Source organism: Ewingella americana (assembly GCF_006438725.1).
Lineage (GTDB): Bacteria > Pseudomonadota > Gammaproteobacteria > Enterobacterales > Enterobacteriaceae > Ewingella > Ewingella americana_A.
Genome location: NZ_RCZD01000003.1, coordinates 32,515 through 58,622 on the forward strand (window position 1 = coordinate 32,515; position 26,108 = coordinate 58,622).

General features: G+C 58.5%; 20 protein-coding genes. 13 read left to right on the forward strand and 7 right to left on the reverse strand.

The features are described 5' to 3' along the window. Positions 1-85: 85 nt before the first annotated feature. Both EAH77_RS06065 and EAH77_RS06070 read left to right on the forward strand, forming a co-directional pair. Positions 86-1,117 (forward strand): methyltransferase, encoded by a 1,032-nt coding sequence (locus tag EAH77_RS06065; protein ID WP_140470920.1) that lies wholly within the window; start codon positions 86-88, stop codon positions 1,115-1,117. A gap of 234 nt (positions 1,118-1,351) precedes the next feature. Continuing rightward, entirely contained in the window at positions 1,352-2,422 is a 1,071-nt protein-coding gene (locus EAH77_RS06070) for a YncE family protein (RefSeq protein ID WP_140470921.1), read from the forward strand. Positions 2,423-2,487: 65 nt separating this feature from the next. On the opposite strand, the gene EAH77_RS06075 is transcribed toward EAH77_RS06070, so the two are convergent. Then, the gene (locus tag EAH77_RS06075; RefSeq protein ID WP_140470922.1) at positions 2,488-4,770 is read right to left on the reverse strand and encodes a TonB-dependent siderophore receptor; all 2,283 of its coding nucleotides are present in this window, start codon (positions 4,768-4,770) and stop codon (positions 2,488-2,490) included. A gap of 279 nt (positions 4,771-5,049) precedes the next feature. On the opposite strand from EAH77_RS06075, the gene fes reads away from it, so the two are divergent. From fes to EAH77_RS06090, 3 genes are read left to right on the forward strand one after another with little or no spacing between them, the layout of a single operon-like run. Continuing rightward, on the forward strand, positions 5,050-6,393 hold the full coding sequence (gene fes / locus EAH77_RS06080; RefSeq protein ID WP_140470923.1) for an enterochelin esterase: 1,344 nt from the start codon (positions 5,050-5,052) through the stop codon (positions 6,391-6,393). Beyond that, positions 6,380-6,622: an MbtH family protein gene (locus tag EAH77_RS06085; RefSeq protein ID WP_140470924.1), complete on the forward strand. Its 243-nt coding sequence runs from the start codon at positions 6,380-6,382 to the stop codon at positions 6,620-6,622. The genes fes and EAH77_RS06085 overlap by 14 nt, the downstream gene beginning before the upstream one ends. Beyond that, positions 6,582-10,565, forward strand: a complete 3,984-nt coding sequence (locus EAH77_RS06090; protein ID WP_431306750.1) for an enterobactin synthase subunit F — start codon at positions 6,582-6,584, stop codon at positions 10,563-10,565. Before EAH77_RS06085 ends, EAH77_RS06090 begins: the two co-directional genes overlap by 41 nt. Before the next feature lie 4 nt (positions 10,566-10,569). Here EAH77_RS06090 and EAH77_RS06095 read toward each other — a convergent pair whose 3' ends face one another. From EAH77_RS06095 to fepD, 3 genes are read right to left on the reverse strand one after another with little or no spacing between them, the layout of a single operon-like run. Further along, the gene (locus EAH77_RS06095) at positions 10,570-11,388 is read right to left on the reverse strand and encodes an ATP-binding cassette domain-containing protein (protein WP_140470925.1); all 819 of its coding nucleotides are present in this window, start codon (positions 11,386-11,388) and stop codon (positions 10,570-10,572) included. After that, positions 11,385-12,416 carry an iron-enterobactin ABC transporter permease gene (gene fepG / locus EAH77_RS06100; protein WP_140470926.1) on the reverse strand — a complete coding sequence of 344 codons (1,032 nt, stop codon included), beginning with the start codon at positions 12,414-12,416 and terminating at the stop codon, positions 11,385-11,387. Before fepG ends, EAH77_RS06095 begins: the two co-directional genes overlap by 4 nt. Further along, positions 12,416-13,444, reverse strand: coding sequence for a Fe(3+)-siderophore ABC transporter permease (fepD, locus tag EAH77_RS06105; protein ID WP_277752544.1), 1,029 nt, complete (start codon positions 13,442-13,444; stop codon positions 12,416-12,418). Before fepD ends, fepG begins: the two co-directional genes overlap by 1 nt. A gap of 177 nt (positions 13,445-13,621) precedes the next feature. Here fepD and entS point away from each other — a divergent pair, with 177 nt between their 5' ends. Next, positions 13,622-14,890, forward strand: coding sequence for an enterobactin transporter EntS (entS, locus tag EAH77_RS06110; RefSeq protein WP_140470927.1), 1,269 nt, complete (start codon positions 13,622-13,624; stop codon positions 14,888-14,890). Here entS and fepB read toward each other — a convergent pair. Next, positions 14,877-15,845 carry a Fe2+-enterobactin ABC transporter substrate-binding protein gene (gene fepB, locus EAH77_RS06115; RefSeq protein ID WP_140470928.1) on the reverse strand — a complete coding sequence of 323 codons (969 nt, stop codon included), beginning with the start codon at positions 15,843-15,845 and terminating at the stop codon, positions 14,877-14,879. The genes entS and fepB overlap by 14 nt on opposite strands. 199 nt (positions 15,846-16,044) lie before the next feature. Between fepB and EAH77_RS06120 the strand changes: the two genes are divergently transcribed. From EAH77_RS06120 to EAH77_RS06140, 5 genes are read left to right on the forward strand one after another with little or no spacing between them, the layout of a single operon-like run. Continuing rightward, positions 16,045-17,247: an isochorismate synthase gene (locus EAH77_RS06120; RefSeq protein WP_140470929.1), complete on the forward strand. Its 1,203-nt coding sequence runs from the start codon at positions 16,045-16,047 to the stop codon at positions 17,245-17,247. 14 nt (positions 17,248-17,261) lie between these two features. Continuing rightward, positions 17,262-18,908 carry a (2,3-dihydroxybenzoyl)adenylate synthase gene (locus EAH77_RS06125; protein ID WP_140470930.1) on the forward strand — a complete coding sequence of 549 codons (1,647 nt, stop codon included), beginning with the start codon at positions 17,262-17,264 and terminating at the stop codon, positions 18,906-18,908. A 3-nt stretch (positions 18,909-18,911) separates the two neighbouring features. Beyond that, the gene (locus tag EAH77_RS06130; RefSeq protein ID WP_140470931.1) at positions 18,912-19,769 is read left to right on the forward strand and encodes an isochorismatase; all 858 of its coding nucleotides are present in this window, start codon (positions 18,912-18,914) and stop codon (positions 19,767-19,769) included. Then, positions 19,769-20,527 carry a 2,3-dihydro-2,3-dihydroxybenzoate dehydrogenase gene (dhbA, locus tag EAH77_RS06135; protein WP_140470932.1) on the forward strand — a complete coding sequence of 253 codons (759 nt, stop codon included), beginning with the start codon at positions 19,769-19,771 and terminating at the stop codon, positions 20,525-20,527. The genes EAH77_RS06130 and dhbA overlap by 1 nt, the downstream gene beginning before the upstream one ends. A gap of 17 nt (positions 20,528-20,544) precedes the next feature. Next, entirely contained in the window at positions 20,545-21,261 is a 717-nt protein-coding gene (locus tag EAH77_RS06140; protein WP_140470933.1) for a 4'-phosphopantetheinyl transferase family protein, read from the forward strand. A 115-nt stretch (positions 21,262-21,376) separates the two neighbouring features. On the opposite strand, the gene EAH77_RS06145 is transcribed toward EAH77_RS06140, so the two are convergent. After that, on the reverse strand, positions 21,377-23,803 hold the full coding sequence (locus EAH77_RS06145; protein WP_140470934.1) for a TonB-dependent receptor domain-containing protein: 2,427 nt from the start codon (positions 23,801-23,803) through the stop codon (positions 21,377-21,379). A 330-nt stretch (positions 23,804-24,133) separates the two neighbouring features. Between EAH77_RS06145 and EAH77_RS06150 the strand changes: the two genes are divergently transcribed. Together EAH77_RS06150 and EAH77_RS06155 are read left to right on the forward strand one after the other, a co-directional pair. Beyond that, positions 24,134-24,949, forward strand: coding sequence for a siderophore-interacting protein (locus EAH77_RS06150; protein WP_140471459.1), 816 nt, complete (start codon positions 24,134-24,136; stop codon positions 24,947-24,949). A gap of 94 nt (positions 24,950-25,043) precedes the next feature. Further along, positions 25,044-25,373: a hypothetical protein gene (locus EAH77_RS06155; protein ID WP_140470935.1), complete on the forward strand. Its 330-nt coding sequence runs from the start codon at positions 25,044-25,046 to the stop codon at positions 25,371-25,373. 10 nt (positions 25,374-25,383) lie between these two features. Here the strand turns inward: EAH77_RS06155 and msrA are convergent, their stop codons facing one another. After that, positions 25,384-26,100: a peptide-methionine (S)-S-oxide reductase MsrA gene (gene msrA, locus EAH77_RS06160; protein WP_140470936.1), complete on the reverse strand. Its 717-nt coding sequence runs from the start codon at positions 26,098-26,100 to the stop codon at positions 25,384-25,386. Positions 26,101-26,108: the final 8 nt, after the last annotated feature.

The following is a 26,108-nucleotide window of genomic DNA, read 5'->3' on the forward strand; positions in this document are numbered from 1 at the left end:
TAATTCAATCGAAACAGTTTGGATTATCTGTTTGACCATTACGGCTATCTATCTACTTGAATATTCATCTTGAGGTATAATTAGCATGGAAAGTAATATGTCTTTAATGTCAGAAAATGAAAAAGGTGCACTTTATTTAATAGAGCAGGCAATGGGATATTCTTATCAGGCGGCGCTGCGTGCGGCGGCGGTGTTAGGGGTTGCCGACCATCTGATAAAAGGGCCGAAAACGATCCAGGAACTTGCGAAGGATCTTGGCGTGGACTGGAAGCAGCTCAATCGCGTGATGCGGTTGCTGGCGACGCGCAATATTTTCCTCGAACTTGACGACGGGCGTTTTAGCCTTAACCCACCAGCCGAATATCTCTGTACCTCTAACCGCTATTCTCTGCGTTCGGCGGTGCTGATGCTGACCGATGAAACCTTCTGGCGTCCGCTGGGGAATCTGGCGGAATGCGTTCGCGGTCACTCTGCCTTCAAACAGCTGTTCGATATGTCTTTCTTCGAATACTGGTCACAGCGGGCGTCGCACGATCAGGGTTATGACTTCCATTCCGGCATGTCTTCCATGTCTGAAGTGGAAAATATGTTCCTGGTCAGAAGTTATGATTTCCCGAAAAACGCGACGGTGGTGGATGTGGCCGGGGGAATGGGCGGCTTGCTGCTCCAGGTTTTGCGCGCTAACCCCACGCTTCACGGCATATTATTCGATCAGCCGCACGTATTAAACCGCAACCGTCTGGCGGAGCTGGGTGATGATTCCCGCTGGGAATTGCAGGGCGGAAGCTTCTTTGAAGCGTGCCCGGAAGGCGATATTTACCTGCTTAAATACATTACTCATGACTGGTCAGACGAAAACTCCGCCAAGATATTGAGCAACTGCCGTAAGGCGATGCGTCCTGGCGGTAAGATACTCATCATGGATCCGGTTATCCCGGAAGGCAGCGTGCGTCACTCCGGCAAGGAAATGGATCTTCTGCTGATGGCGAGCTTCGACGGCGGCCGCGAACGCACCGAGTCTGAACTGAAGGAATTAGTGGATAACGCCGGTCTGAAAATTAACCGCATCATCGACAGTGGCTTCTTTGTCTCCATTATTGAAACCGTGGCGAAATAGCGACCGTCTGATACTCAATAACGGGTAATACTCTAAAAACACTGCGTGGGTGCAGTGTTTTTTATGTTTCCTCTCCATCCCAATTCCGCCTGATTTTCTCATTCATCATGGTCTTATGGATAACATTGAATTAGAATGATAACCATTATCATTATTGTTTGTGATTTATCCTGGTCACGGGCTAAGTAAAAACGCCTGCGGCTGCTGTTTTATTACCCCTGTCTGAGAGGATCTATGACACCTTTTACTTCCCCTTTAATCAAGAAGCGCATCCTGCCGCTGGCGTTGTTCATTTCCCTGGTGACCTCAGGTTCTGCCTGGGCGGAAAGCACCTTTACGGTTGACCGCAAGCCGGTCAGCAAAGGCGCTTATGAACTGGTGTATGACTCGCCGCAGGCGCTGTATGTGGCGACTTCGGGTAGCCGCAAGCTCGATAAGGGCGGCGTTCTGTATCGTCTGGATCCGGCCACGCTGAACATCACCCAGACCATTAAAAATGAGCTGAAACCCTTTGGTCTGGCGATGAATAAAAAAACCGGCACGCTATTCCTCGGCAACACCGTCAACAGCGCGATTACTGCCGTGGATGCGAAAAGCGGGAAAGAGAAGGGCTCACTGGTGCTGGATAAACGCCCGCGCACGGAAACCGAGCGCCCTCTGGCACCGCGTGAACTGGCGGTCGATGAGCGCACCAATACGGTCTACATGGGCGGACTGGGCGAGCAAAGCGTGGTGTGGGTGATTGATGGCGCAACGCTGCAACTGCGTAAAACCATCGAAGGTCTGGGAAAATATGCCACCGGGCTGGCGCTCGACAGCGCCGCGTCGCGTCTGTATGTCACCAACGCGGATAACGAATTTATCACCATCGATACCAAAACCGATGCGGTGCTTTCCCGCGTGAAACTGGATGCCGATGCTGATCACTTTTACCTGAACATCGCACTGGACCCGGCCACCCACCGCGCCTTTGTGACGGATTCCAAATCGCCGCAGTTACTGGTGGTGGATACCGCAAAGGGCAAAGTGCTGCAAAAAATTGACCTGCCGGTTTCGCTGGCGGTGCTGTTTAACCCAACCCGTCACGAAATTTACGTGACCCATCGTGAAGCGGGTAAAGTCAGCGTGATTGATGCCAAAACCTACAACGTTCTGCACACCATCGACACCCCGGTTCACCCGAACAGCCTGGCGCTGTCAGACGACGGCCAGTCGCTGTTTGTCAGCGTGAAGCAGGCCTCTTCGAAGAAGCAGGAAGCTTCAGCACCCGATGATGTGGTGCGTATCAAGTTCGTTAATCAGTAAATCAATGCAATAAAAAAGCCGCTGCGAAGTGATCCGCAGCGGCTTTTTTTGTCGCTTAACGCCGCTTAGAAGTGCGTATTCAGACTCATATAATAGGTGCGGCCCGGTTCGTTGTAGGTCGCGGCACCGGCGCCATACATATAGGCGTTGGTGACGGCGTTACCCACGGTCTGGGCGTTGCCTTCGCGGAACTGGCGTTTATCGAACAGGTTGTCGATACCGGTGGTCACGCTGACGTATTTATTCACCGCATAGGTGCCGCTCAGGCCGAACACTGCGTAAGGGCTGACTTCCTGTTTTTCGCTGCCGGTGATCGGTTCACCCTTGTAGTTGTATTTCTTCGGTTTCTGACGGCCATACCAGGTCATGGTGGATTGCAGGGAGAGGTCTTCCGTGGTCTGCCAGCTCAGCGTGGAGTTGATGGTGAACTTCGGAATTATCGACAAATAATCGCCGGTCTCTTTATTCTTGCTCTCAATCATGTAAGTGCCGTTGTTATTCCACGCGATGGTGTCAGTCACCGGCACATTCAGCGTGCCTTCCAGCCCCTGAACCACGGCTTTTGGTACGTTCTCCCATTTGTAAACATCAGACTTACCGTTGGTTGACGTCCCGCTCGGCAGATAACCGGCCTCAATTTTGTCGCGGTAATCGTTACGGAAGTAAGTCAGGCCCGCCAGATAGCCGCTGCGGTGGAACTCCAGCCCGATCTCTTTATTGATGCTGGTCTCGGCTTTCAGGTCATCGTTACCCAACAGATAACAGCCCCCGGCGCTGGCGGCGCAGCCCTGACCTTTACTGTACAGCACGTAGTTCGGGTTGGTCTGGTAGAGGCTTGGCGCTTTGTAGGCGCGGGCGATACCCATTTTCAGCGTGAAGTCGTCACCCAGTTCCTGAGACAGATTCAGGGACGGACTCCAGTTATCACCGACGATCGAGTGATGATCAAAACGCAGGCCCGGTGTCAGCATGGTGCTGTCGGTCAGCTCGATATTATCTTCACTAAACAGAGAGAAAATCTCCGCTGAAGAGTACGGGCTGCGGTTGGCGCTGTTGATACCGGTAATATTCCCGCCCAACATGGTTTGGGTATTGGAGGACGGATCCTTCATTTTCTGCTGATTCCACTCGGTGCCGAGGGTGGCGGTTTGCGGCACCAGCAACTCGAACGGCACACTCATCTCACTGTGCAACAGCACGTCATTGAGAGTCGTGGTGTTGAAGCCGGTATCCGCGAAAATCCCTTCGGTACCGCCCGCCAGCCCTTCATTCAGGCGCGTATTCTTGGTTTTTTCATACTGCACATAATGGGTGGTGCTGACGCCGTTGTCCCAGGCACCGCGATAGGTCATTGCATAGGCCTGGCGGTAAATGCGGTTGGTCTCGTCGCCGTACTGGCTTTTCACCAGATCACTGGTGTTGGTGTTTTGCGTATCACCGGCATACAGATTGCCCTGACGGCCACTGGAAGCTTCAAACTCCAGCGACTGCATCGGCGCGAACTCCCAGCGCAGCAGGCCATCGATATTTTTATCAATCACCCCTTCACGGCCTGCAGGCAAGGTATCGGCGTAGGTACCGGTGCGTAAAGACTGATGCCCCTGATTGATGTCCTGCGCGTCAGCCTGGGTTTTGCTGTAGCCACCAAACAGGCGGAAGCTGAACTGATCGCTAAGCGGGCCGGACAGACTGAAGTCAGTGCGTTTGGTGGAACCCTCCTGGTCATGCTGCGGCATGTTCATGTAGGTATTCCATGAGCCGTGCAGCTCTTTGCTGTCGCGTTTGGTGATGATGTTCACCACGCCACCCGCCGCGCCGTTGCCGTAACGGGCAGCGGCCGGGCCACGGATCACCTCGATGCGCTCGATCATTTCCGGCGGTACCCAGGCGGTGTCGCCACGGGTATCGCGTTCGCCGCGCCAGCCCTGACGCACCGAGTTGCGGCTGCTGACCGGCATACCATCAATCAGCACCAGCGTGTTTTCTGGTCCCATGCCGCGAATATCAATCTGGCGGTTGTTACCGCGCTGGCCGCTGGTGGAGTTGCCGGTCAGGTTAACGCCGGGCATGGTACGGATGAGTTCATTGATATCACGGGCCGGAGGCCGTTTTTTGATCTCGTCAGCCGTAATGGTCGAAACGCCCGGTGCCTGCAGGTTCTGCTGGGCGGCGGTGACCATGATGGTATCGCCATCGGGGGCTTTGGTTTCACTGCCGTCTGCCTGGTTTGAAGAGGATTCAGCCGACGTGTTGAGGGTAGCTGCACTGAGTGGTGTTGAGAATGCGGTGGCCCCGAGGCCCAATCCTAAAAGCGTCGCTAAAGAGTAGCGGGACAATGTGTTGTTCATTTTCGTTCCTGGTCCGGTTTCCATCCCTGAACCGCTGGTCTGCATAGGCAGCATAAAGAGAGAGCAACGCCAGCAGCGGGATGGCCGGTTGTCATATGGTGTGTAGTCGAAACCTGCCCAACCCTATGGGCAGACACACACTATTGCAAATGAAAACAATTATCAATACCATTCTCCTTATCGTCTGTCGCAATTTTAAAAAATAACCTGATGATGTAACTCGTTATAAATAATGAGGTTATTTTTTTGTTAAATAAAGCAACCACAGAGTGAGTAGGGATGTTGAAAATGGAACCAGAGTCAGAAAGTGGCACACTGCTGTCCAGCAAACATGCAGGCAGTAATGACTGGTGGCTGAATATCGCCAGACGTGGAACGCCATGGATTGAACCCTCAGGGCAGGGAAACTGGAAGGTCACTTTCTTCTGGCGTGACCCGCAAGGCAGCGAATTTACCTCGGTATATCAACGTGTGTGGATCAACATTACGGGTAAAACCGACCACCATCAGCCCCGTCCTCCACAGAGCCTGCAACGCCTTAGCGGCACCGATGTCTGGTTCTGGCAGACCGAAATGGAAGCGGGTTGGCGCGGCAGTTACAGCTTTATGCCCGCCAGCGAAAATCGGCCTTTTGCGCCGCCGTCAGACGACTCCCACGCCAATATGCTGGCGCTGCGCCGCTGGTGGGCTGAGCGTTTTTCCGCCTCGACTCACGACATTCTCAATGCCCACCGCAGCTGGTCCGGCGGGCGCGGGCACCGCGTGTGCGGTGTACATATGCCGGACGCACCGCCGCAACCGGCCTGGCAGGATTTCGACACCTTCGCCACCGGCTGTGGGCGCTGTATGCCTGCGCCACCCACCAGGCTGCAAAAACACCTTTGGCACAGCCCACGCCTGGGGAATAGCCGCACGGTCTGGGTGTACACCACCGGCGAAGATGACCCGGCTTCGCGCCCGCTGGCGATTTTGCTCGACGGCCAGTTCTGGTCGCAGCAGATGCCGGTCTGGGAACCGCTGCATCAGCTGACGGAGCAGGGAAAACTGCCCGAAGCGGTCTATTTGCTGATTGACGTGATCGACACTGAACACCGCAGCCGTGAACTGACCTGCAACGCCGACTTCTGGCTGGCGGTGCAGGAAGAACTGCTGCCGCAGCTGCGCAGCTGGGCGCCTTTCCATGATGCGCCTGACACCACCGTGGTCGCCGGGCAAAGTTTCGGTGGTCTTTCCTCGCTCTACGCCTGCCTGCACTGGCCGCAAACCTTTGGCTGCGCGCTCAGCCAGTCGGGTTCCTTCTGGTGGCCACAGCGCGGGCAGTCTGAGCAGGATTCCGGCTGGCTGCTGCGCCAGATTGAGCAGGGCGTCGGGCAGGCTTCGCCGCTGAAGATCTATCTGGAAGCGGGCGTGCATGAACGCTTGATCCACCGGGTGAATGGCGAACTGCGGGATCTGTTACGGGCGTCGCCGCATCAGGTGCATTACCGCGCGGTGGCCGGTGGGCACGATGCCCTGTGCTGGCGCGGCGGGCTGATGGACGGGCTGGAAATGCTGTGGTCGCCACACTTTGTTGCCACCACGCCGGTACGTGAAGCTGAAGGAGTTTGCGATGGAAAGTCTTAACCCGTTTGATGACGAAAACGCGGTCTGCTGCGTACTGATTAACGACGAACAGCAGTACAGCCTGTGGCCGGAAGCCCTCACCGCTCCGGCAGGCTGGCGTGTGGTTTTTGGTCCGTCAGCCCACCGTGATTGTAACCACTGGCTGGAAGAACACTGGCGCGATATGCGCCCGCACTCCCTGCGCCTGCATGATGCAGCCTCATTCGAACAGGAGTCTACCGGTGTCTGAAACCTCTTTTTTACCCGCTGCGACGCAGACCACTTCAGCCCTCGCGCTGGTGGCCGCGCAGCCTGGCATCTGGATGGCGGACCAGCTTTCGCCGCACGGCAATGCCTACACCGTCGCCCACTATATTGAGATTAACGACCCGCTGGATGCAGCACATATGGCGCAGGCCATTATTCAGGGGCTGAGCGAAGCCGACACGGTATCGATGCGCTTTGAAGAGCGCGACGGCATCGCCCTGCAAACGCCGTGCGCATTAGCGCCAGACTTTCAGCCAGAGTGTGTGGATCTGCGCCAGTCGGCCGATCCAGAGCAGGCGGCGCTCGCCATCATGCGTCAGGATTTGGCGGCGGAACTGCGCATTCTTAGCGGCAAAACCCTGCACCGCCACGTGCTGATCCGCGTCAGTGACGCGCGCTGGTTCTGGTATCAGCGTTATCACCATATTCAGGTCGATGGCTTCAGCTTCACGGCCATTGCCCGCCGGATTGCCACGCTGTACACCGCGCTGTGCCAGCAGAAAGCGCCGGAGCCCTCGCCGTTTGTGCCATTTTGCGAGGTGGTTGAGGAAGTTGAAAACTACCAGCAGGGTGCGGCTTTTGCGCGTGACGCCCAATTCTGGCGTGAAAAGGCCGCCACATTGCCAGCTCCGGCGACGATCTGCCCGCAGCCGCTGGCCGGACAGGTACCGTCCGTGCCTCTTCACCGGCTGTCATGCGCCTGCGATGCCACTCAGATCAACACACTGATTGCTGCGCATGAACACCCGCTGACCGCCAGCGATATCGCCATCGCGCTGGTGGCACTGTGGGTATCACGGCTGAGCGGCCAGACTGATTTTTGTGGCGGTTTCATTTTCATGCGCCGCATGGGATCTGCCGCCCTGTGTGCCACGGGGCCAGTGATCAACGTTCTGCCAGTAGCGATGAATGTCAATCCTGCCGCCACCCTGGCAGAGCTGGCCGTGCGCCTGCGCGACGAGCTGAAAAAAGTCCGTCGCCATCAGCGTTACGACGCTGAGCAGATCACCCGTGATCTGGGCATGGCGGGGGACGCCCAGCCGCTGTATGGCACGGTATTCAACTTCAAAATGTTCGACTACCAGATTGATTTCAACGGCGTGGCGGGCATCACGCACGATCTGGCCTCCGGGCCGGTGCGGGATCTGGAGATCGCCTTGCATATCGGCGAATCTGGTGCGCTGACGATCGATCTTCAGGCCAATGCCGAACGCTATGACCGCGATGAACTGGATGCGCATTTACAGCGCCTGCCGCTGTTGTTGCGTCAGTTTGCCGCGAATGCCCGGCTGCCGGTCGGTGCCGCTAATCTTCTTAGCGCAGCGGATTGTGAATTACTCGAACGGGTCAACAACACCGCCCATCCGGTGGTGAAAAGCACCCTCAGCCAGCAACTGGCGCAGCAGGCCGAACGCACACCGCACGCGCCTGCGCTGGCCGATCAGCAGCATCAGTTCAGCTACGCACAGACCCGCCAACAGGTCGCGGCACTGGCGCAGCAGCTGACAAAGCAGGGCGTGAAGCGTGGCGATATCGTGGCCGTGGCGCTGCCGCGTTCAGTATTTCTGTCGCTGGCGCTGATGGCGATTGTCGAGGTCGGCGCGGCCTATCTGCCGCTCGATACCGGCTACCCCGATGAGCGCCTGCGTATGATGCTGGAAGACGCCAGCCCGCGGCTGATCGTGACCCATCCCGACCAGCTTGCGCGCTTTGCCGGGCAGGGCCGCGTGCTGTTGGTGGATAAACCCTTCAGTGCGGTTACGGCGGCAGAAATTCCGCTGAATGCCCCCACGCCTGAACACGCCGCGTACCTGATCTTCACCTCCGGTTCCACCGGTCGGCCGAAAGGCGTGGTGGTCGGGCATCAGGCCATCGTCAACCGGTTGCTGTGGATGCAGGATCACTACCCGATCGGCAGTCAGGATGTGGTGTTGCAGAAAACGCCGTGCAGTTTTGACGTCTCGGTCTGGGAGTTTTTTTGGCCGCTGATGGTGGGTGCCCGCTTAGTGATGGCACCGCCGGAAGCACACCGCGACCCGGAGCAGTTACTGAATCTGATTGAACAACATCAGGTGACCACGCTGCACTTTGTGCCGTCGATGCTGGCGGCGTTTGTCAGCGCGCTGGATACCCCGCAGGCCATCGAAAAATGCGCTTCGCTCAAACAGGTATTTTGCAGCGGCGAAGCGCTGCCCGCCGAGCTTTGCCGCCTGTGGCAGCGCAAAACCGGCGTGCCGCTGCACAATCTGTACGGGCCGACGGAAGCGGCGGTGGACGTCAGTTGGCACCCCGCCTGGGGCGATGCGCTGGCGGCGGTGAAAGGGGCGAATGTGCCGATTGGCCTGCCGGTCTGGAACACCGGCCTGCGCATTCTCGACGCCCGCTTGCAGCCGGTGCCGCCGGGCGTGGCGGGGGATCTCTACCTGACCGGCGACCAGCTGGCGCAGGGCTATTTAGGCCGCCCGGATCTCACCGCCAGCCGCTTTGTGGCGGATCCGTTCGGGCAGGGCGGGCGTATGTACCGCACTGGTGACGTGGCGCGCTGGCTGCCTGACGGCGCGGTGGAATACCTCGGGCGCAGTGACGATCAACTGAAAATCCGTGGTCAGCGTATCGAGCTGAGTGAAATTGACCATGCGCTGCTCTCCCTGCCCGGTGTACAGCAGGCGGTAACCAACGCCATGACATTAGGCGCAGTCAGCAGCGACGCGACCGGCGGTGACGCACGCCAGCTGGTGGGTTATCTGGTGGCGCAGCCCGGCGTCACGCTGGACACCGAAAATCTGCGGTCGGCGCTGGCCGAACGCCTGCCTGCGCATATGGTGCCGGTGGTGCTGGTGACGCTCGACGCACTGCCGCTCAGCGCCAACGGTAAGCTCGACAGAAAAGCCTTACCGCAGCCGCAAAGCGGGACGCAAATGCAGGGGCGTGAGCCGCTGCCGGGGCTGGAGAGCACCATTGCCGCGCTGTTTGGCCGCTTATTGCAGTGCGAACAGGTGTTTGCCGACGACGATTTCTTCGCGCTTGGCGGCCATTCGCTGCTGGCGATGCGTCTGGCGGCGGAGCTGCGGCGTGAACTCGGCAAGCCGGTGTCGGTCGGGCAGGTGATGGTGGCCTCGCGCGTGGAACAGCTGGCGCAACTGTTGGCCGAAGACCGCACGCAGGAGGAGGCGGATCGCAGCGGTTTTGATGCTGTGCTGCCGCTGCGCACCGGCAGCGGGCCGACCCTGTTCTGCCTGCATCCCGCTTCGGGTTTTGCCTGGCAGTTCAGCGTGTTGCCGCGTTATATCGACGAGCACTGGTCGCTGGTCGGCATTCAGTCGCCGCACCCTGACGGCCCGCTGGCGCTCAGCCAGAATATGGAGCAGGTGTGTGACGCCCACCTGCAAACCGTGCTCGCGGTACAGCCGCACGGCCCTTACCATTTCATCGGCTATTCGCTTGGCGGCACGCTGGCGCAGGGTATTGCGGCCCGCTTACAGGCCAGAGGGGAAGCGGTGGCATTTCTCGGGCTGCTGGATACCTACCCGCCGGAAACTCAGAGCTGGGACGTGATGCTCGACGACAACGTTTTGCAGGAGATCCAGCGCGAACGTCAGCAGTTCCGCGCCGCCTCTGAACAGACGCTGGAGGGTGAACAGAGCGAAGCCCGCCAGGCCCTGTTCGACCATATCGAAGCCAACTATGCGGACTCGGTGCGGTTGTTGTCGGCCACCAAAACCGCGCGTTTCCACGGGCAGGCCACGCTGTTTGTTGCCCGCCAGACGTTGCAGGCCGGGATGGATGTGCAGCAGACCTGGGCGGAATATGTCGATGCTTTGCAGGTTCACGAGCTGGATTGCGCGCATGTGGATATTGTCTCCCCGGCGTCGTTCAAAGTGCTGGGACCGCTGCTCAACCGTGTGTTGCGGACCTTAGCCGTTTAGCGATTCAGGCCGCTGGCGAAGGTGCTCTTCCCAGCGGCACCACCAGTGGCGTATGCGAAACCGGATCGTCGATGATCATACAGCGCAGGCTAAATACCTCTTCGATCAGCGCCGTCGTGACAATCTCTGCCGGTGGGCCTTCGGCGACAATTTTGCCGTCACGCATGGCAATCAGGTGCGTGGCGTAGCGGCAGGCGTGGTTGAGGTCATGCAGCACCACCACCAGCGTGCGGCCCAGATTACGGTTCAGATCCTGCATGAGTTCCAGCAAATCAATCTGATGGGTGATATCCAGCCAGGTGGTCGGCTCATCGAGCAGCAGCAGCGGCGTTTGTTGCGCCAGCACCATGGCAATCCACACCCGCTGGCGCTGCCCGCCGGAAAGCGTATCCACGGCGCGATCCGCCAGTTCGCTGATGCCGGTGGCCTGCATGGCCTCGCTCACCGCCAGCCGGTCGGCGTCACGCCAGCGGCTGAACAGGCGCTGGTGCGGATACCGGCCACGGCCAACTAAATCCTCGACCAGAATGTCGCCGGGGGCGATGGAGCTTTGCGGCAGCAGGCCGAGTTCGCGCGCCACCTCTTTGGTGGCGTACTCGCTGATCTGCCGGCCGTTGAGCAGCACGCTGCCGGACTGCGGCGAAATCAGGCGGCTGAGCGTGCGTAACAGCGTGGATTTTCCGCAGGCGTTCGGGCCGATAATCACCGTCAGCTCGCCGTGCGGAATGGCCAGATTCAGCCCCTCAATCACCACTTTTTTGTCATAGCTCAGGGTCAGGTTTTCCCCCTGCAACGGGGCGGTATGGCGGGTAGGTGTCATCATTTTCTGCGCGACTCACGAAGTAATAATCCAATCAGGTAAATGCCGCCGAGACAGACGGTCAGCACCCCCACCGGCAATTGATAGGGCAGGAACAGGCGCTGTGTGGCGACGTCGGCCCCCAGCAGCAGCAGTGCACCGGTAAGCCCGGCAATCAGCAGCGGCTGCGACTGATTGGCGCACAACCGGCGGGCAATCTGCGGCGCCACCAGCGCGATAAAGGAGATGGGACCGGCCACGGCGGTGGCGGCCGCCGTCAGCGCGACACCCGCCAGCATCAGCAGCAGCCGCGAACGTTCGACCGGCACGCCCAGCGCGCGGGCCATATCGTCACCCATCTCCAGCAAATGCATCCGCCGCGAGAGCAGCAGCGCCAGCCCCCACGCCAGAATAATCAGGCCAACCACCGGCAGGCTTTTGGCCCAGGTGATGCCGTTCAGCGAACCCGCGCTCCACAGCCCGGCGGTCAGTGCCGACTCCAGCGAGGCCGAAATCACCAGCCAGGTATTGCCCGCCACCAGCAGCGCACGCACGGCGATACCAACAATGATCAGGCGGAAGGTTTCGACGCCGTTGCGCCACGCCAGCAGATAGACCACCACGGCAGTCAGCAATCCGCCCGTCATCGCGCCAAAAGTCATGCCGAGGATCGAGCTGTTAAACAGCACGATCGCCACCAGTACGCCGCTGTAAGCACCGGTATTGAAGCCAATCACGTCCGGGCTGCCGAGCGGGTTGCGCATCAGCGACTGGAAAATCGCCCCGCTGGCCGCCAGTGCAGCGCCTAAAATCAGCGCCATCGCCACGCGCGGCAGCCGCCACTGGGTGACGATCACCGTCAGGTTATGGGGTCCTTCGCCGCGCAGGGCGTCGATCACCTGCATCGGGCTAAGCGAGAGCGTGCCGCTGCCCAGCCCGTAAATTGCCAGCAGGGTGCAGAGGAGGAGGAGAGTGAAAAGGGTCAGCTTCTGCCGTGAAAACAGCACTATCTTGCGTGAACGTGGAGTCACGGAAGTGATTGTGGTCATCATCAGCTCCGCTTCATCAGGGCGCGGTTACGCACCAGAATAATCAGCACCGGTGCGCCAATAAACGCCGTCACGATGGAAACGCGCAGCTCACCCGGCACCAGCAGCCGCCCGGCGATGTCAGCGGTCAGCAGCAAAATCGGCGTCAGGACCAGCGTCCAGGGCAGCATCCAGCGCGGGTCCGAGCCGGCCAGATGGCGGGCGATGTGCGGCATAATCAGCCCGACAAAGGCAATCGGCCCCACCGCCGCCGTGGCGCTGCCGCACAACAAGGTCACGGCCAGCAGGCCGCAAAGTTGGGTCGGGACAATACGGGTGCCGAGCGCGGTGGCGAGATCACTTCCCATGCTGAGAGTGTTCAGGGCACGGGTCATCAGCAGCGTGAGAACAGCACCGCCGACGATCGGCAGCGTCACCACGCGGATCACCGCCATACTGCGGATATCCAGCGTACCGGCCTGCCAGAAACGCAGTTGATCCAGCACCAGCGGGTTTAGCAGTGAAATACCGGAAGAAAACCCCTCCAGCACCGCACCGAGTGCCACACCGGCCAGCGTCAGGCGGACCGGACTGACCTTGCCGCCGCCCATCGCACCGATCAACGCCACCATCAGCGTCGCCACCAGCGCACCGGCGAAGGCGAACCACAGATACTGGCTGACCTCGGCTGCGCCAAAAAAGGTGATACCGAGCACCACGGCAAAACCGGCACCGGCGTTAACGCCCAGAATGCCGGGGTCAGCCAGCGGGTTGCGGGTGAGGATTTGCATCAGTGCGCCGGAAAGCCCCAGCGCCACGCCCGCCAGCAGCCCGGCCAGCGTGCGCGGTAAACGCGCATCGCGCACGATCACGCAGTCGGACAGGGCGCACTGGCCCTGTAAAGCGGCGGTCACGGTGTGCAGCGGGATCGGTTTTGCGCCCACGGAGAGGCTCAGAAAAATAACCAGCGCCAGCACGGTGACCGCCAGCAACATGCAGAGTGCGCGGCTCAGCCATGCCCGCGAGGGGGCTCGTTGCAGCGGCTTTTCCATAGTGGAAAGCGTGGGGGATGGTTGCGTAAGAGGCCGTGACATAAGGGATAAATATACCAAAGTTAATCTTAATGATATTTATTATCATTATCTATTGCGTTTAGCTATGGTAGCATGAGTTATCTTGCTATAGCACTACTTTGACTGTGCCTTTTACCCATATGTGACACATTGATAATGAATAAACCCTCGATTTTGCTCGACTTTTCCCTGCTGAAAACCCACGCCACCTTCCGTGCGGTTTTTTGCGCCCGCTTTATTTCTATTCTGGCGCTCGGCCTGCTGGGCATTGCGGTGCCGGTGCAGATTCAGTCCATGACCGGCTCAACGCTGCTGGTGGGGCTGTCAGTCACGCTGGCGGGCAGCGGCATGTTTATCGGTCTGCTGATGGGCGGCGTGATGGCGGACCGCTACGAGCGCCGCCGCCTGATCCTGTTTGCGCGCAGCACCTGCGGACTGGGGTTTATCGGCTTGTGCATCAACGCGGCGTTACCTGCCCCCTCGCTGACGCTGATCTACCTGCTGGCGGTGTGGGACGGTTTCTTTGGCGCGGTGGGGGTCACGGCGCTGCTGGCGGCAACACCGGCGATTGTCGGACGCGAAAATCTGGTGCAGGCCGGGGCCATCAGCATGTTGACCGTGCGGTTCGGGTCGATTCTCTCACCGGCCATCGGCGGGCTGGTGATCGCCAGCGGTGGCGTGGTGTGGAACTACGCTTTGGCCGCACTCGGCACCGGCCTGACGCTGATCCCGCTGCTGAAGTTGCCGCAGCTCGCGCCGCCGGTGCAAAAGCGTGAACATCCGCTGCGGGCACTGATCTCCGGTTTCGCCTTCCTGTTGCAGAACCGGGTGATAGGTATGGTGGCGCTGGTGGGGGCGCTGCTGACCATGGCGAGCGCGGTGCGCGTGCTTTACCCGGCGCTGTCGGGCATCTGGCAGGTCAGCGCCTCTGAACTGGGGTTGATGTACGCCGCCGTGCCGCTGGGTGCTGCGGTCGGCGCGCTGACCAGCGGACGGGTGGCGAACGTGGCGCGCCCGGGCTGGGTGCTGCTGCTGACCGCCATCGGCGCGTTTGTCGCCATCGGCCTGTTCAGCCTGATGCCGTGGTTTGGACTTGGTTTAGCCTTCCTGGTGATCTTCGGCTATCTCAGCGCCATCAATGCGTTGCTGCAATATGCGCTGATTCAGAACCTGACGCCGGATGATTTCCTCGGCAGGATCAACGGCCTGTGGACGGCGCAGAACGTGACGGGAGACGCCATCGGCGCGCTGCTGCTCGGTGCCATGGGTTCGGTGATGTTACCGGCGATGACCTCGGCGAGCTTCGGCTTCACGGCGGCAATTCTTGGCGTGGTGCTGGCGTTTGCGATGCGGGCGTTACGGCATACCGTTACCGGGGGGCAACAGGCTCAGCCTGTGCCCGCCCGCGCGGTCAGTGAGAAATAAACAGCGTTTCCAGCCGCGTCAGCAGGTTGCTGGCGCTGTAGTAATCCAGGCGGAAGGTGTCATTGCCGAGTGAATAAACCTGCTTATCCTGCACCGCCGCAAGGTGGGTCAGAAAGCGGTTGTCCATCAGCCGCTGGCTGTCGCTGTCATCGCCGGAAAACAGCAGAAGCGTTTTGCCATTCAGCCCTTCGGCCATGTTTTCACCGCTCAGTTGCACAATGTCTTTGCGCACGCCCTGGCTCTGGCTGCCATGCACACTGTCCGGCGCGGCAGCAAGCCGGAAGCCGAGTTCGTGCAGCAGTTGTCCCTGCGGTGAGGCGGTAGTCCACAGATTAGCCGCCTGACCATCAGGGCGGTAGACCAGCGCGGAGACCGGTTGTGCGGGTAGCTTCAGCTCACTTTTAAGCTTTTTCACCCGCTCATCAAACTGCTGCACGGCGGCATTCGCCTGCGCTTCATGGCCAGTAGCGACACCTAACTGCAACGCCAGATCCTGCCAGCTTTTATCGTCATAGTTGACCACCAGTACCGGCGCAATGGTCGAAAGCTGGTCATAAAGTTTGATTGCAGAATCCCCGCCGGTGGCCGAGATGATGATCAGGTCCGGTGCGGCCCCGGCGATGGCTTCGGCATTGGGTTCACCGATGTACAACCGCTGCACTTTGCGCGCTGCGGCAATCTTACCCCACTGGCGGAAATAGCCCTGCGCATCGGCAATCCGGCTGTTGGGGCTGGTGGCACCGCTGGCGATCACCGGTGCGTCAATCGCCAGCAGGGTGCCGGTAACGGTCACGCTGGTGGAGACAATCCGCTCTGGCGGGTGAGCCAGCGTAATGCTGCCGTGGGCGCCTGGGATCTCACGTGGCCAGCCGGTAACCGCGGCCAGACTGGCGTGAGTCAGCAGGACGAAAATCCCGCCCGCGAGGGCCAGACGGTGGAGCAGAGTGTTGTTCATTAAATACAATCCTTCACGATAGCGTGCTGAAAATTCTCACTTTATCAGTGAGTTTGAACCTTCTGTTTTGCTGAAAAAAGCACAAGGCTTCGGTTTACGTTTATTGACACACGTAAAATCGTCGAGTAGTTTACCGCCATCAGATGTAAATGATAATCGTTATTATATTCATTATCATTTTATTGACAGGAGTAGACTGATGGATACGCTAGTGAGCGGAGCAGGGCAGACGGATAAGCAGGTTAAAAACCGTGTTGAGAACGTGGCGGAGATATCGCCCACCAACGGTTTTTTCTTCACTTCTCCTTTTCGAAGTTTGGCCACGCAGGGTTGTTTCACCAGGCTCACCCTGCCCGCGGCGGGCGGCGAGGTGCTCAGCGGCCAATTCCAGCAGGCGGTGCAGCAGGCGTTCAGCCAGGCCCGCGACGCGGGTATTGCCCACCCGATTCTCTGTGGTGCCATTCCCTTCGATGCGCAGCAACCCTCGGCGCTTTTTGTTCCCAAAGACGTAAAGTGGTTTGACCGGCAGGCGTTTCTCGATAATGCGCAGCTCGCGCAGGGCGAGTTACCGGAAATAACCCGCAAAGCCGAACACCCCGCGCAGCCTGAATTTATGCAGATGGTCTCTTCCGCAGTTGAAGCTACTTCGAGGGGGGCGTTGCGCAAAGTGGTGCTGTCACGTTTGCTGGAAATCGAAACCTGCCAGCCGGTGGATAACGCGGCGCTGATGGCGCGCATGATTGAGCAGAACCCCCACGGTTTTCATTTTCACGTTCCGCTGAAAGAGGGGGCGCTGCTGGGTGCCAGCCCGGAGCTTCTGTTGCGTAAACTCGGCAACCATTTTCACTCCAATCCGTTGGCCGGTTCCGCCCGGCGCAGCAGCGACCAGGTGCAGGATGATGCCGCCAAAAGCGCCCTGCGGGTTTCAGCCAAAGATGCTTACGAACATCACATTGTCACCGACGGCATGCGCGAAGTGCTTGCCCCGCGCTGCTCCCATCTGCATATCCCGTCACAGCCTGAACTGCTCAGTACGCCGACCTTGTGGCATCTCGCTTCGCCCATCGACGGCGACGTAGCAGACAGCGCTGAAAACGCGCTCTCACTGGCCTGTCTGTTACACCCGACCCCGGCGTTATGCGGTTCACCGACTGCCTCTGCGCGTGACTTGATTGCGCAACTCGAACCTTTCGATCGCGGCCTGTTTGGCGGGATTGTCGGCTGGTGTGACGCCGAGGGTAACGGTGAATGGGTGGTGACGATCCGCTGCGGCACGGTGAAAGCCAATCATGTGACGTTGTTTGCCGGTGCAGGCATCGTACCGGACTCTTCGCCTGAGTCGGAATGGGCGGAAACCGGCACAAAACTCAGCACCATGATGCTGGCGTTTGGTTTGAAGTAATCAAGGATATTGCTATGACTATTGCATTCACCCGCTGGCCGGATGACCTGGCCCAGCGCTACCGCGAGCGCGGTTACTGGCTGGATCTGCCGCTGACCGATATTTTGCAGCGTCAGGCCCGCAGCGACGCCGTGGCATTAACCGACACCAATGCTGCCCTCAGCTACCGCCAGATGGCGCAGCGCTCTGACCGTCTGGCCGCCGCGCTGCAACGACGCGGGCTGAGCGCCGGTGACACGGCACTGGTACAGCTTGGCAACGTGACCGAATTTTATGTGGTGTTTTTCGCGCTGCTGAAAATCGGCGTGGTGCCGGTCAATGCATTATTCAGCCATCAGCGCAGCGAACTGAACGCCTATGCGGCGCAGATTAAACCCGCACTGCTGATTGCTGACGCCCATCACGCGCTGTTTGCGGACAACGCGTTGCTGGACGCCTTTGTTGAGCAACACCCTTCGCTGCGGGTGATGGCGCTGCGCAACGCGCCCGATGAAGAACATTCGCTGGCAGCCTGGATGGAAGAAGATGCCGGAGATTTCAGCGCCGCGCCGACCCCGGCGGACGAAGTGGCTTTCTTCCAGCTCTCTGGTGGCAGCACCGGCACGCCGAAGCTGATCCCCCGCACTCATAACGACTATTACTACAGCATCCGGCGCAGCGTCGAAATCTGCCATTTTGACCGCCACACCCGCTATCTGTGCGCCTTGCCGATTGCCCATAACTACCCGATGAGCTCCCCCGGCGCGCTCGGCGTGTTCTTCGGCGGCGGCCAGGTGATTCTGGCGAGCGATCCCAGCGCGCAGGTCTGTTTTCCGCTGATTGAGCAGCACGCTATTACGGTCACGGCGCTGGTGCCTCCGGCGGTGACGCTGTGGTTGCAGGCCATGGATGAGTGGGAAGGGCATCCGTCCCTCGACAGTTTGCAACTGTTGCAGGTCGGTGGCGCAAAACTGGGGGAGACGCTGGCGGCGCGCATTCCGGCGGAGATCGGCTGTCAGTTACAGCAGGTGTTTGGCATGGCCGAAGGGCTGGTGAACTACACCCTGCTGGACGACGACGACCGGCACATTCTCACCACTCAGGGCACGCCGATGTCCCCGGATGATGAACTCTGGGTAGCCGACGAACAGGGCAATCCGCTGCCCGTGGGCGAAACCGGCCGCCTGATGACGCGCGGCCCTTATACCTTCCGTGGCTACTATCTCAGCCCGGAACACAACGCCAGCGCCTTCGACGAACAGGGGTTTTACTGCTCCGGTGACCTGATTTCCCTGACCGAAGACGGTTACGTGCAGGTGCAGGGGCGGCTGAAGGATCAGATTAACCGCGGTGGCGAGAAGATCGCAGCGGAAGAGATTGAGAACCTGCTGTTGCGCCACGACAGCGTGATTAATGCTGCGCTGGTGTCGATGCCCGACAGCTTAATGGGCGAGAAAAGCTGCGCCTTTGTGATCACTCACAGCGCCTTCAAGCCAGTCCAGCTGCGCCGCCATCTGCGCGAGCTCGGCGTGGCGGAGTTCAAACTGCCCGACCGCTTTGTGCGGGTGGATCTGCTGCCGCTGACGCCGGTCGGCAAAGTCGATAAGAAGCTTTTACGCGAACAGCTCATTTTACAAGAACAGTTAAATTCACAAGAACAGCCTGAGTCTCAGGGAGAATAATTCATGGCCATTCCAAAACTCGAATCCTACGCGCTGCCTGCGGTGAGTGAACTGCCCGCCAATAAAGTCAGCTGGACGGTTGAGCCGCAGCGCGCGGCGTTGCTGATCCACGATATGCAGAAATACTTCCTTAACTTCTGGGGCGAGGACAGCCCGCTGATTCAGCAGGTGGTGGAGAACATCGCCGCGCTGCGCCGTTACTGTAAATCAGTCGGCATTCCGGTGTTTTATACCGCGCAGCCGAATAACCAGAGTGATGAAGATCGCGCACTGCTCAACGACATGTGGGGGCCTGGCCTGAACAAACACCCTGACCAGCAGGCGGTGGTGGATGCGCTGGCGCCGGATGCCGACGATCAGGTGCTGGTAAAGTGGCGCTACAGCGCGTTTCACCGCTCGCCGTTGCAGGACATTTTGCAGGAAACTGGCCGCGACCAGCTGATCATCTGCGGGGTGTACGCGCACATCGGTTGCCTGACTACCGCCATCGACGCGTTTATGCGCAATATTCAGCCCTTTATGGTGGCCGACGGTTTGGCTGACTTCTCCCGCGACGAGCACCTGATGGCGCTGCGCTATACCGCCGGGCGCTGCGGGCGGGTGGTGACGACGGCAGAACTGCTGCCTCAGGGGATCGCCAGTAAAGCGGATCTTCGTGCGCTGATTCTGCCGCTGCTGGATGAAGAGAGCGACGATATGGCCGACGATGAGAACCTGATCGACTACGGTCTGGACTCGGTGCGTATCATGGCGCTGGCCACCCGCTGGCGGAAAATCCGCGCCGATATCGATTTTGTCGCGCTGGCAAAAACGCCGACCATTAACGGCTGGTGGACGCTGCTGTCCGGGGAAAAAGCCTGATGAGTACGATATGGGATTTCAGCGATAAACAGGTGTGGGTCACCGGTGCCGGGCAGGGGATTGGCCTGCACACCGCGCTGGCGTTTCAGCAAGCGGGCGCGACGGTGATCGGCTTCGATAAAACCTTCAGCAGCGAATCTTACCCGTTTCGCACCGAAGTGATGGATATCACCGACAGCCAGGCGGTGGCGGCGGTCTGTCAGCGCCTGCTGGCCGAACAACCGGTGCTGGATGTGTTGGTCAATGGCGCAGGTATTTTGCGCATGGGGGCCACTGACGACATCAGCGATGACGACTGGCAAAGCTGTCTGGCGGTGAATGCGGGCGGGGCGTTTAACCTGTTTCGCCATACGCTGCCGGTGTTTCGCCGCCAGCAACGCGGCGCGATTGTCAGCATTGCCTCGAACGCCGCCCATGTGCCGCGCGTGGGCATGTCGGCCTATTGCGCGTCGAAAGCGGCGCTGCGCAGTTTGTGTCTGACCGTCGGGCTGGAGATGGCCCCGTTTGGCGTGCGCTGTAATCTGGTGTCGCCGGGTTCCACCAATACGCCGATGCAGCAGGCCATGTGGCAGACGCCGGATGCCGAACAGCGCACCATTGCCGGTTTCCCCGAGCAGTTTAAGCTCGGCATTCCGCTGGGTAAAATTGCTCTGCCGCAGGAAGTGGCCGACGCGGTGCTGTTTCTGGCGTCCGACAGCGCCACGCACATCACCATGCAGGATGTTGTCATCGACGGTGGTGCGACCTTGGGCGCTTAAGTAAAAAAGAGGCCGGGATGCCAGATCACTTTATCACTGCCGTCAGCTGGCTGAATTTGCCGCAGGCGGCTGGGTTTACAGGGAAGATCGCGCGCTGCCAGTTTGCGCTAAGCGCCTATCACGACGGTCTGTTTGCTGAGCTGGGCGTGGTTTTCCCGTCATCCTTAACGCGTGCCGTACCCAAACGGCGGGCGGAATTCCTGGCCGGGCGCTATCTGGCGTCGGTGGTTTTACCCTCCCTGGGTTACCCGCAATTTACTGTCGACATCGGTGACGATCGTGCGCCGCGCTGGCCGGAGCAGGTGCGTGGGGCGATCAGCCACAATGCCAATACCGTGCTCTGTGCTGCGCAGATTTGCGGCACTTTGCCGTTTACCGGCGGCGTAGGTATTGATGTTGAAACCCTGATGGACGGGCAGCAGGCGCTGGAGCTGTTGCCGATGATCGTTAACGGCGCGGAGTACGAGTTGCTGCGCTGTCACCCCAATCTCTCCCTTTCTGCGTTGCTGACCTTAACGTTCTCGGCCAAAGAGAGTCTGTTCAAAATGCTCTATCCGCAGGTGGGCAGGCTGTTTGGTTTTTTGGATGCGCAGCTGGTGGCGCTCGATGAGCAGGCGGGCCGATTTACACTGGAATTAACCACCGGGCTTGGTGCAGAACTTCGCGCCGGAATGCGCTTTGAGGGTGTTTACCGGCTGAGCCGTCAGGACGTTATTACCTTTCTTTATTGCTAAACCCTGCGCAATAAAAAAGGCGCCACCCGCACTGCGTGACGCCATCGTATTCTCTATTTCAGTTCCGCTATTTCAGTTCCGCTATTTCCGTTTCGCTTTCAGTTAGCCTTTCGGTTTAGAAATCGACATTCACCCCGAGCTGGACATTACGCCCTGGCATCACGGCCAGCGCCTGATTGTACGCATCCTGTTTGGTGGTCTGCGTCAACTGGCGGCTGCTCAGGTAGTCCCAGTATTTACGGTCGGTGAGGTTATATACGCCGCCGTTGAGCCTGACGTGTTTCGTTGCCTGCCAGTACGCGGTCATATCCACCATGCCGTAACCCGGCACGCGCATATAATCGGTGGAAGCATCAGTCAGCGCCGAGCCGTTGTTGGTGTAGCTCTGGCGGTTGGTCGCGGTGGCTTTTTTGCCTTTGACGAAGGTGGCGGTGAGCGCCGTACCGTAAAGACCTGACGGATCATCCCACGCCATACCGACAATGGCTTTCATCGGCGGAACGCTGTCGAGATCCACGTATTTGTCGCCGTCATAAGCGGACTTAGATTTCCCTTCGCTATAACCCAACGCCAGCGTGGTGCTCAGGCCATTGACGCGGTTAAACCAACTGCCATAGTTGAGTTTGGTGCTGACTTCGCCGCCGTAGATATAGGCTTCGTCGCGGTTTTCGGCCTGATAAATCGTATAGATATTGGACGGCACTCGGGTGAACATCGCCGGGTTAGCCGAGCGGGTATAACGGGTATTGGCGATAAAGTTTTTGTAGGTGTTGTAGAACATTGACGTTTTGAACGTGACGCCTTCGGTGGCTTCGCCCTTCATGCCCCATTCGAAATTATTGCTGGTTTCGGTTTTCAGATCCGTGTTGCCAATCAGCGCGTACTGCTGGCGGCCTGCATACGAGGAACCCAGATTCCAGGAGCCGTATAACTGGCTGGCGTCCGGGAATTGCGCGCCGCGTTTGTATTGCAGGTAGGTCATCAGTTTCGGTGTGATGTCGTACATGAAGCTGAGGGATGGCAGCACCTGGGTGTCGGTATTTGGCTGGCTGTAGAGCGTGCTGACTTCAGCATCATCAAGCACCGCGCTGCCAGTGGTCAGCTCCGATAGATTACGCGGTTTGGTCTTTTGATAGGCCACGCGCACCGCCGGGACGACGGAGAAGTCATGGCCGTCGAGATCAAACTTGATGTTGTCCTGCACAAAACCGCCCAGCGCATAACTGCGGCTGTCGGATTCCGGCTTCATGATCGAACTGTTGGTGGTGTCGCCCTCTTCCTGACGGAACGGGCGCGAGGTTTCGGAGACGCGGGCATTCAGCCCGGCGCTGAGCGCATGACGCCCCAGCGTTTTCAGCCAGCTGGTTTCGCCGCCGTAGGTATCCACATCATAGTCGGAATAGACCGTTTCCATGGTGGTGGCATCGGCGGGCATGACGGTGAGGTCATGTGCCTGCGCCTGCTGGTAATAGACTTTGCTGACCACCGCATCCACGTAATTGTTGAACGGTGTCCATTCGTCTTTCAGGCTCAGCCCCCAGCGGCGGGTATTACTCTGTTGTTGGGCCGTGCCTAAAATGGCGTTGCCTGCGTTATCCCAGCTGTCGTAATGGGTGTGATTGACCTTTTCGTAATAATCGACTGTGCCGGTAAATTTATGTGCGTCGTTGGGCTGCCAGATCCCGGACGTCATCACCGCCGTCGAGTGCCAGTTGGCGGGGTAGGCGTCAATCGTGCCGCTGTTATTGCGGGTCTCTTGGCCGTCGCGGCGGCTGATAGCGAGCACACCGCGCAGGGTTTCATCACCAGCCGCGGCCGTTATGCCGTTGTGCCAGCTGCGGTCGGAAGAGTCGTAATCTGACTGATAGCCGAAGTAGGTGGTTTTGTCGGGTGTAAGGTAGTCATCCGCCGATTTTGGCTGGAAGGAGACGGCACCGCCGATTGAGGTGTTGGCGCGCTCCGCCGACGTGGCACCGGATTCAATCTCCACCTGGCCGTACATGTACGGGTCGATATAATCGCGCCCAATGCCGGATGTCCCAAGCCCTGCGCGGCTGGCGTAGCTGCGGCCAGTGGCGTTGGGCTGCGGGATGCCGTCGACGTCGATGCCGACGCGGTTACTTTCCAGACCACGAATGTTGTAGCCGGTATAGCCGCCGCGATCGAAGCCGCTTTTGCCCGCTGATGAGCCACCGCTGGAACCGGTCGCGCTGATCAGCGGTTCATAGCGCATGATGGTGCCAAAATCATTGCCGCCTTTTTTCTGCATATCGGCGGCCGTGATGGTAGTTTTCGAGCCAGGTTTTTTATCTTCGGCCACGGCGGTGACGGTCATCACGTCTTCACTGTTCTGCGCCAGATCCTGCGCTGAACGGACCACCGGTTTCTTTTTCACTGTGGCCGACGTCTGGGTTTTCCCAGCGTCAGTTTGATTACTGTCTTTAACCGTTTCCGCTGCGTTGGCATATAAAGTCGAACTGAGGATTGTCCCCAGGAAAATAACGTTTTTAACGATTCCCTGCGCTTTAAAAGGTTTGAGCATTTTAGTTTTATTCCACACTAATTATTAGAATCTGCTCATCATTTGCTGCCTTTTACCCAGCCTCTGTTACAAAAAAAGTTGAGTAAAAATTAATCAGAAACGTCTTATCTGTAAAATATCTCAGTCCTGAGAAAGCCATTTATCCTTATAAAATATGAGTTTATTTTCGCGATGTCTCATTTGTGGCTTATTGAGGATGATAATCGTTATCAATAAAATGTTAAACAAAAATGTTATCCTTAACGAAATCTTTGCAAAAAACTGCATCATCAACACCCTTTGCAAGGGGATAATGTTTTTTCAGCGTAACGCTATTGAAGAGAGAAAATGATGGAACAGAATCACGCAACACAGCCACTTTCCAACCTGCCCGTCAGAGTAAAAAACGAACTGGCGTTTCGCCGCATTATCGTGAAGCAGGTTGAGACGGTTGCGGGATGTTTTAAGCGTATCGTTCTGCAAGGGGAACAGCTTCAGGGCTTCTCTTCACGGGGTTTTGACGACCACACCAAACTGTTTTTCCCGGTAACGGCGGGTGATGAGGTCACACCACCGACGGTCAGTGATGACGGTATCGTCTGGCCGGACGGCCCGCGCCCGCAGAGCCGTGATTACACGCCGCTCAGTTTTGACGCGCAAACGCAGGAGCTGACCCTCGATTTCTACCTGCACGACGGCGGTGTCGCAAGCCAGTGGGCTGAAAACGCTCAACCCGGTGACCCGCTGGTCATTGGTGGCCCACGCGGATCGCTTATCGTTCCCACAACGTATGCCTGGCAGCTCTATGTGTGCGACGAGACCGGCTTACCGGCCGTGAAACGTCGCCTGGCTGACCTGCACCAGAGCGGGGTGAATCCGCACATCACGCTGGTGGTAAGAGCGCAAAGCGCGCAGTGTGTTGATTACCTGAACCTGGGCCCGGAAATCAATGTCGAGTGGATCATCACCACCGGACAAAGCGCCGCCGAGGCTGATACTGCCGTAATGAATAAGCTGAAAAGCCTGACCTTACCGGACGCAGATTATTTCGTCTGGCTGACCGGCGAAGGACAGTTTGTCAAAACCATGAATGACCATTTCACGCTGACTCGTGGTCTGGATCCGGCCTTTGTGCGTTCTGTGGCCTACTGGCATCACAAATCGTAACCCTGCGCGTCCTGACAGTGGCCTGGCCGAAAAACTAATGCTTAGGCCATTTCAGCCGATACCCTTATAACCGCCCCTTTTTTCAGAGTTCAGCATGAAATTCATTTGCGTTTTGGTTGTGGCCGTCAGCGTTCTGGCAGGCTGTTCAAGCATTGATAAACCGGTTGGTGATGTCGCCTATCGTCCCCTCAACGCCAGCGGGATTAAGGGTGAAGCGAGTTACACTACGTCTTTCATTGCCCCGCTCGAGCGTAGTTTCAGGGAAGCTACTTTTAAGAAAATCTATGATTTTTGCGGTGGCAAGTACGACATTATGGGTGAAAGCAATGACGGACGTGAAGTTCACCTGAGCTTCTTGTGTACCAAAAACCTGGTGCCATCAGGGGCCATTTATATTAACCGCTCCAACGGAGCCACGTGGTAACGCCCGCCGCTTACAGCACCGGTTGGTCGAGATAACGCGCGGCGAACAGCTGTTTCAGCTGGGATAACTTCGGCATATCGTTGATGGCGATATAGGGGTTATCCGGGTTTTCCGCCATATAGTTCTGGTGATAATCCTCGGCCGGATAGAAGTGGTTCTGCGTTTCGATGCGGGTGACCAGCGGTTTGGAAAACGCGTGGCTGGCATCGAGCTGCGTGATATAGGCCTGCGCGACGTTGGCCTGTGACGCATTCAGCGGAAACAGCGCCGAGCGGTATTGCGGCCCGCTGTCCGGCCCCTGACGGTCCAACTCTGTCGGGTTATGCGCCACGGAGAAAAACACCTGCAACAGGCTGCCGTAGGAGATTTGGGTCGGGTCAAAGGTCACTTCAACGGACTCCGCGTGGCCGGTAGTGCCGCTGCTGACGGTGTCATAATTGGCCGTTGCCGCCGTGCCGCCGGTGTATCCCACCACCACTTTTTTCACCCCTTTGACATGCTGAAACACGCCCTCAACGCCCCAAAAACAGCCACCGGCAAACAGGGCGGTTTCGTTGTGAGAGGTGGCCGCTGCTTCATCCTGCGCAGGGGGAGCAATGGCGACGGCCTCTTCCGCGCCACCAAATGACCAGGCGATGCTGCACCACAGTAACGCCGTGACCGCGATAAACACTCCCCAGACTCCCGAGCGGCGAAGGGACAATAAACCTGCACTGGATGTTTTCATACTGAACC

Bases quoted from the DNA above. Each gene is read 5' to 3' on its own strand.
- EAH77_RS06065 (WP_140470920.1), top strand. From the start codon at position 86: ATGGAAAGTAATATGTCTTTAATGTCAGAAAATGAAAAAGGTGCACTT.
- EAH77_RS06070 (WP_140470921.1), top strand. From the start codon at position 1,352: ATGACACCTTTTACTTCCCCTTTAATCAAGAAGCGCATCCTGCCGCTG.
- EAH77_RS06075 (WP_140470922.1), bottom strand. From the start codon at position 4,770: ATGAACAACACATTGTCCCGCTACTCTTTAGCGACGCTTTTAGGATTG.
- fes (WP_140470923.1), top strand. From the start codon at position 5,050: ATGTTGAAAATGGAACCAGAGTCAGAAAGTGGCACACTGCTGTCCAGC.
- EAH77_RS06085 (WP_140470924.1), top strand. From the start codon at position 6,380: ATGGAAAGTCTTAACCCGTTTGATGACGAAAACGCGGTCTGCTGCGTA.
- EAH77_RS06090 (WP_431306750.1), top strand. From the start codon at position 6,582: ATGATGCAGCCTCATTCGAACAGGAGTCTACCGGTGTCTGAAACCTCT.
- EAH77_RS06095 (WP_140470925.1), bottom strand. From the start codon at position 11,388: ATGATGACACCTACCCGCCATACCGCCCCGTTGCAGGGGGAAAACCTG.
- fepG (WP_140470926.1), bottom strand. From the start codon at position 12,416: ATGATGACCACAATCACTTCCGTGACTCCACGTTCACGCAAGATAGTG.
- fepD (WP_277752544.1), bottom strand. From the start codon at position 13,444: ATGGAAAAGCCGCTGCAACGAGCCCCCTCGCGGGCATGGCTGAGCCGC.
- entS (WP_140470927.1), top strand. From the start codon at position 13,622: ATGAATAAACCCTCGATTTTGCTCGACTTTTCCCTGCTGAAAACCCAC.
- fepB (WP_140470928.1), bottom strand. From the start codon at position 15,845: ATGAACAACACTCTGCTCCACCGTCTGGCCCTCGCGGGCGGGATTTTC.
- EAH77_RS06120 (WP_140470929.1), top strand. From the start codon at position 16,045: ATGGATACGCTAGTGAGCGGAGCAGGGCAGACGGATAAGCAGGTTAAA.
- EAH77_RS06125 (WP_140470930.1), top strand. From the start codon at position 17,262: ATGACTATTGCATTCACCCGCTGGCCGGATGACCTGGCCCAGCGCTAC.
- EAH77_RS06130 (WP_140470931.1), top strand. From the start codon at position 18,912: ATGGCCATTCCAAAACTCGAATCCTACGCGCTGCCTGCGGTGAGTGAA.
- dhbA (WP_140470932.1), top strand. From the start codon at position 19,769: ATGAGTACGATATGGGATTTCAGCGATAAACAGGTGTGGGTCACCGGT.
- EAH77_RS06140 (WP_140470933.1), top strand. From the start codon at position 20,545: ATGCCAGATCACTTTATCACTGCCGTCAGCTGGCTGAATTTGCCGCAG.
- EAH77_RS06145 (WP_140470934.1), bottom strand. From the start codon at position 23,803: ATGCTCAAACCTTTTAAAGCGCAGGGAATCGTTAAAAACGTTATTTTC.
- EAH77_RS06150 (WP_140471459.1), top strand. From the start codon at position 24,134: ATGGAACAGAATCACGCAACACAGCCACTTTCCAACCTGCCCGTCAGA.
- EAH77_RS06155 (WP_140470935.1), top strand. From the start codon at position 25,044: ATGAAATTCATTTGCGTTTTGGTTGTGGCCGTCAGCGTTCTGGCAGGC.
- msrA (WP_140470936.1), bottom strand. From the start codon at position 26,100: ATGAAAACATCCAGTGCAGGTTTATTGTCCCTTCGCCGCTCGGGAGTC.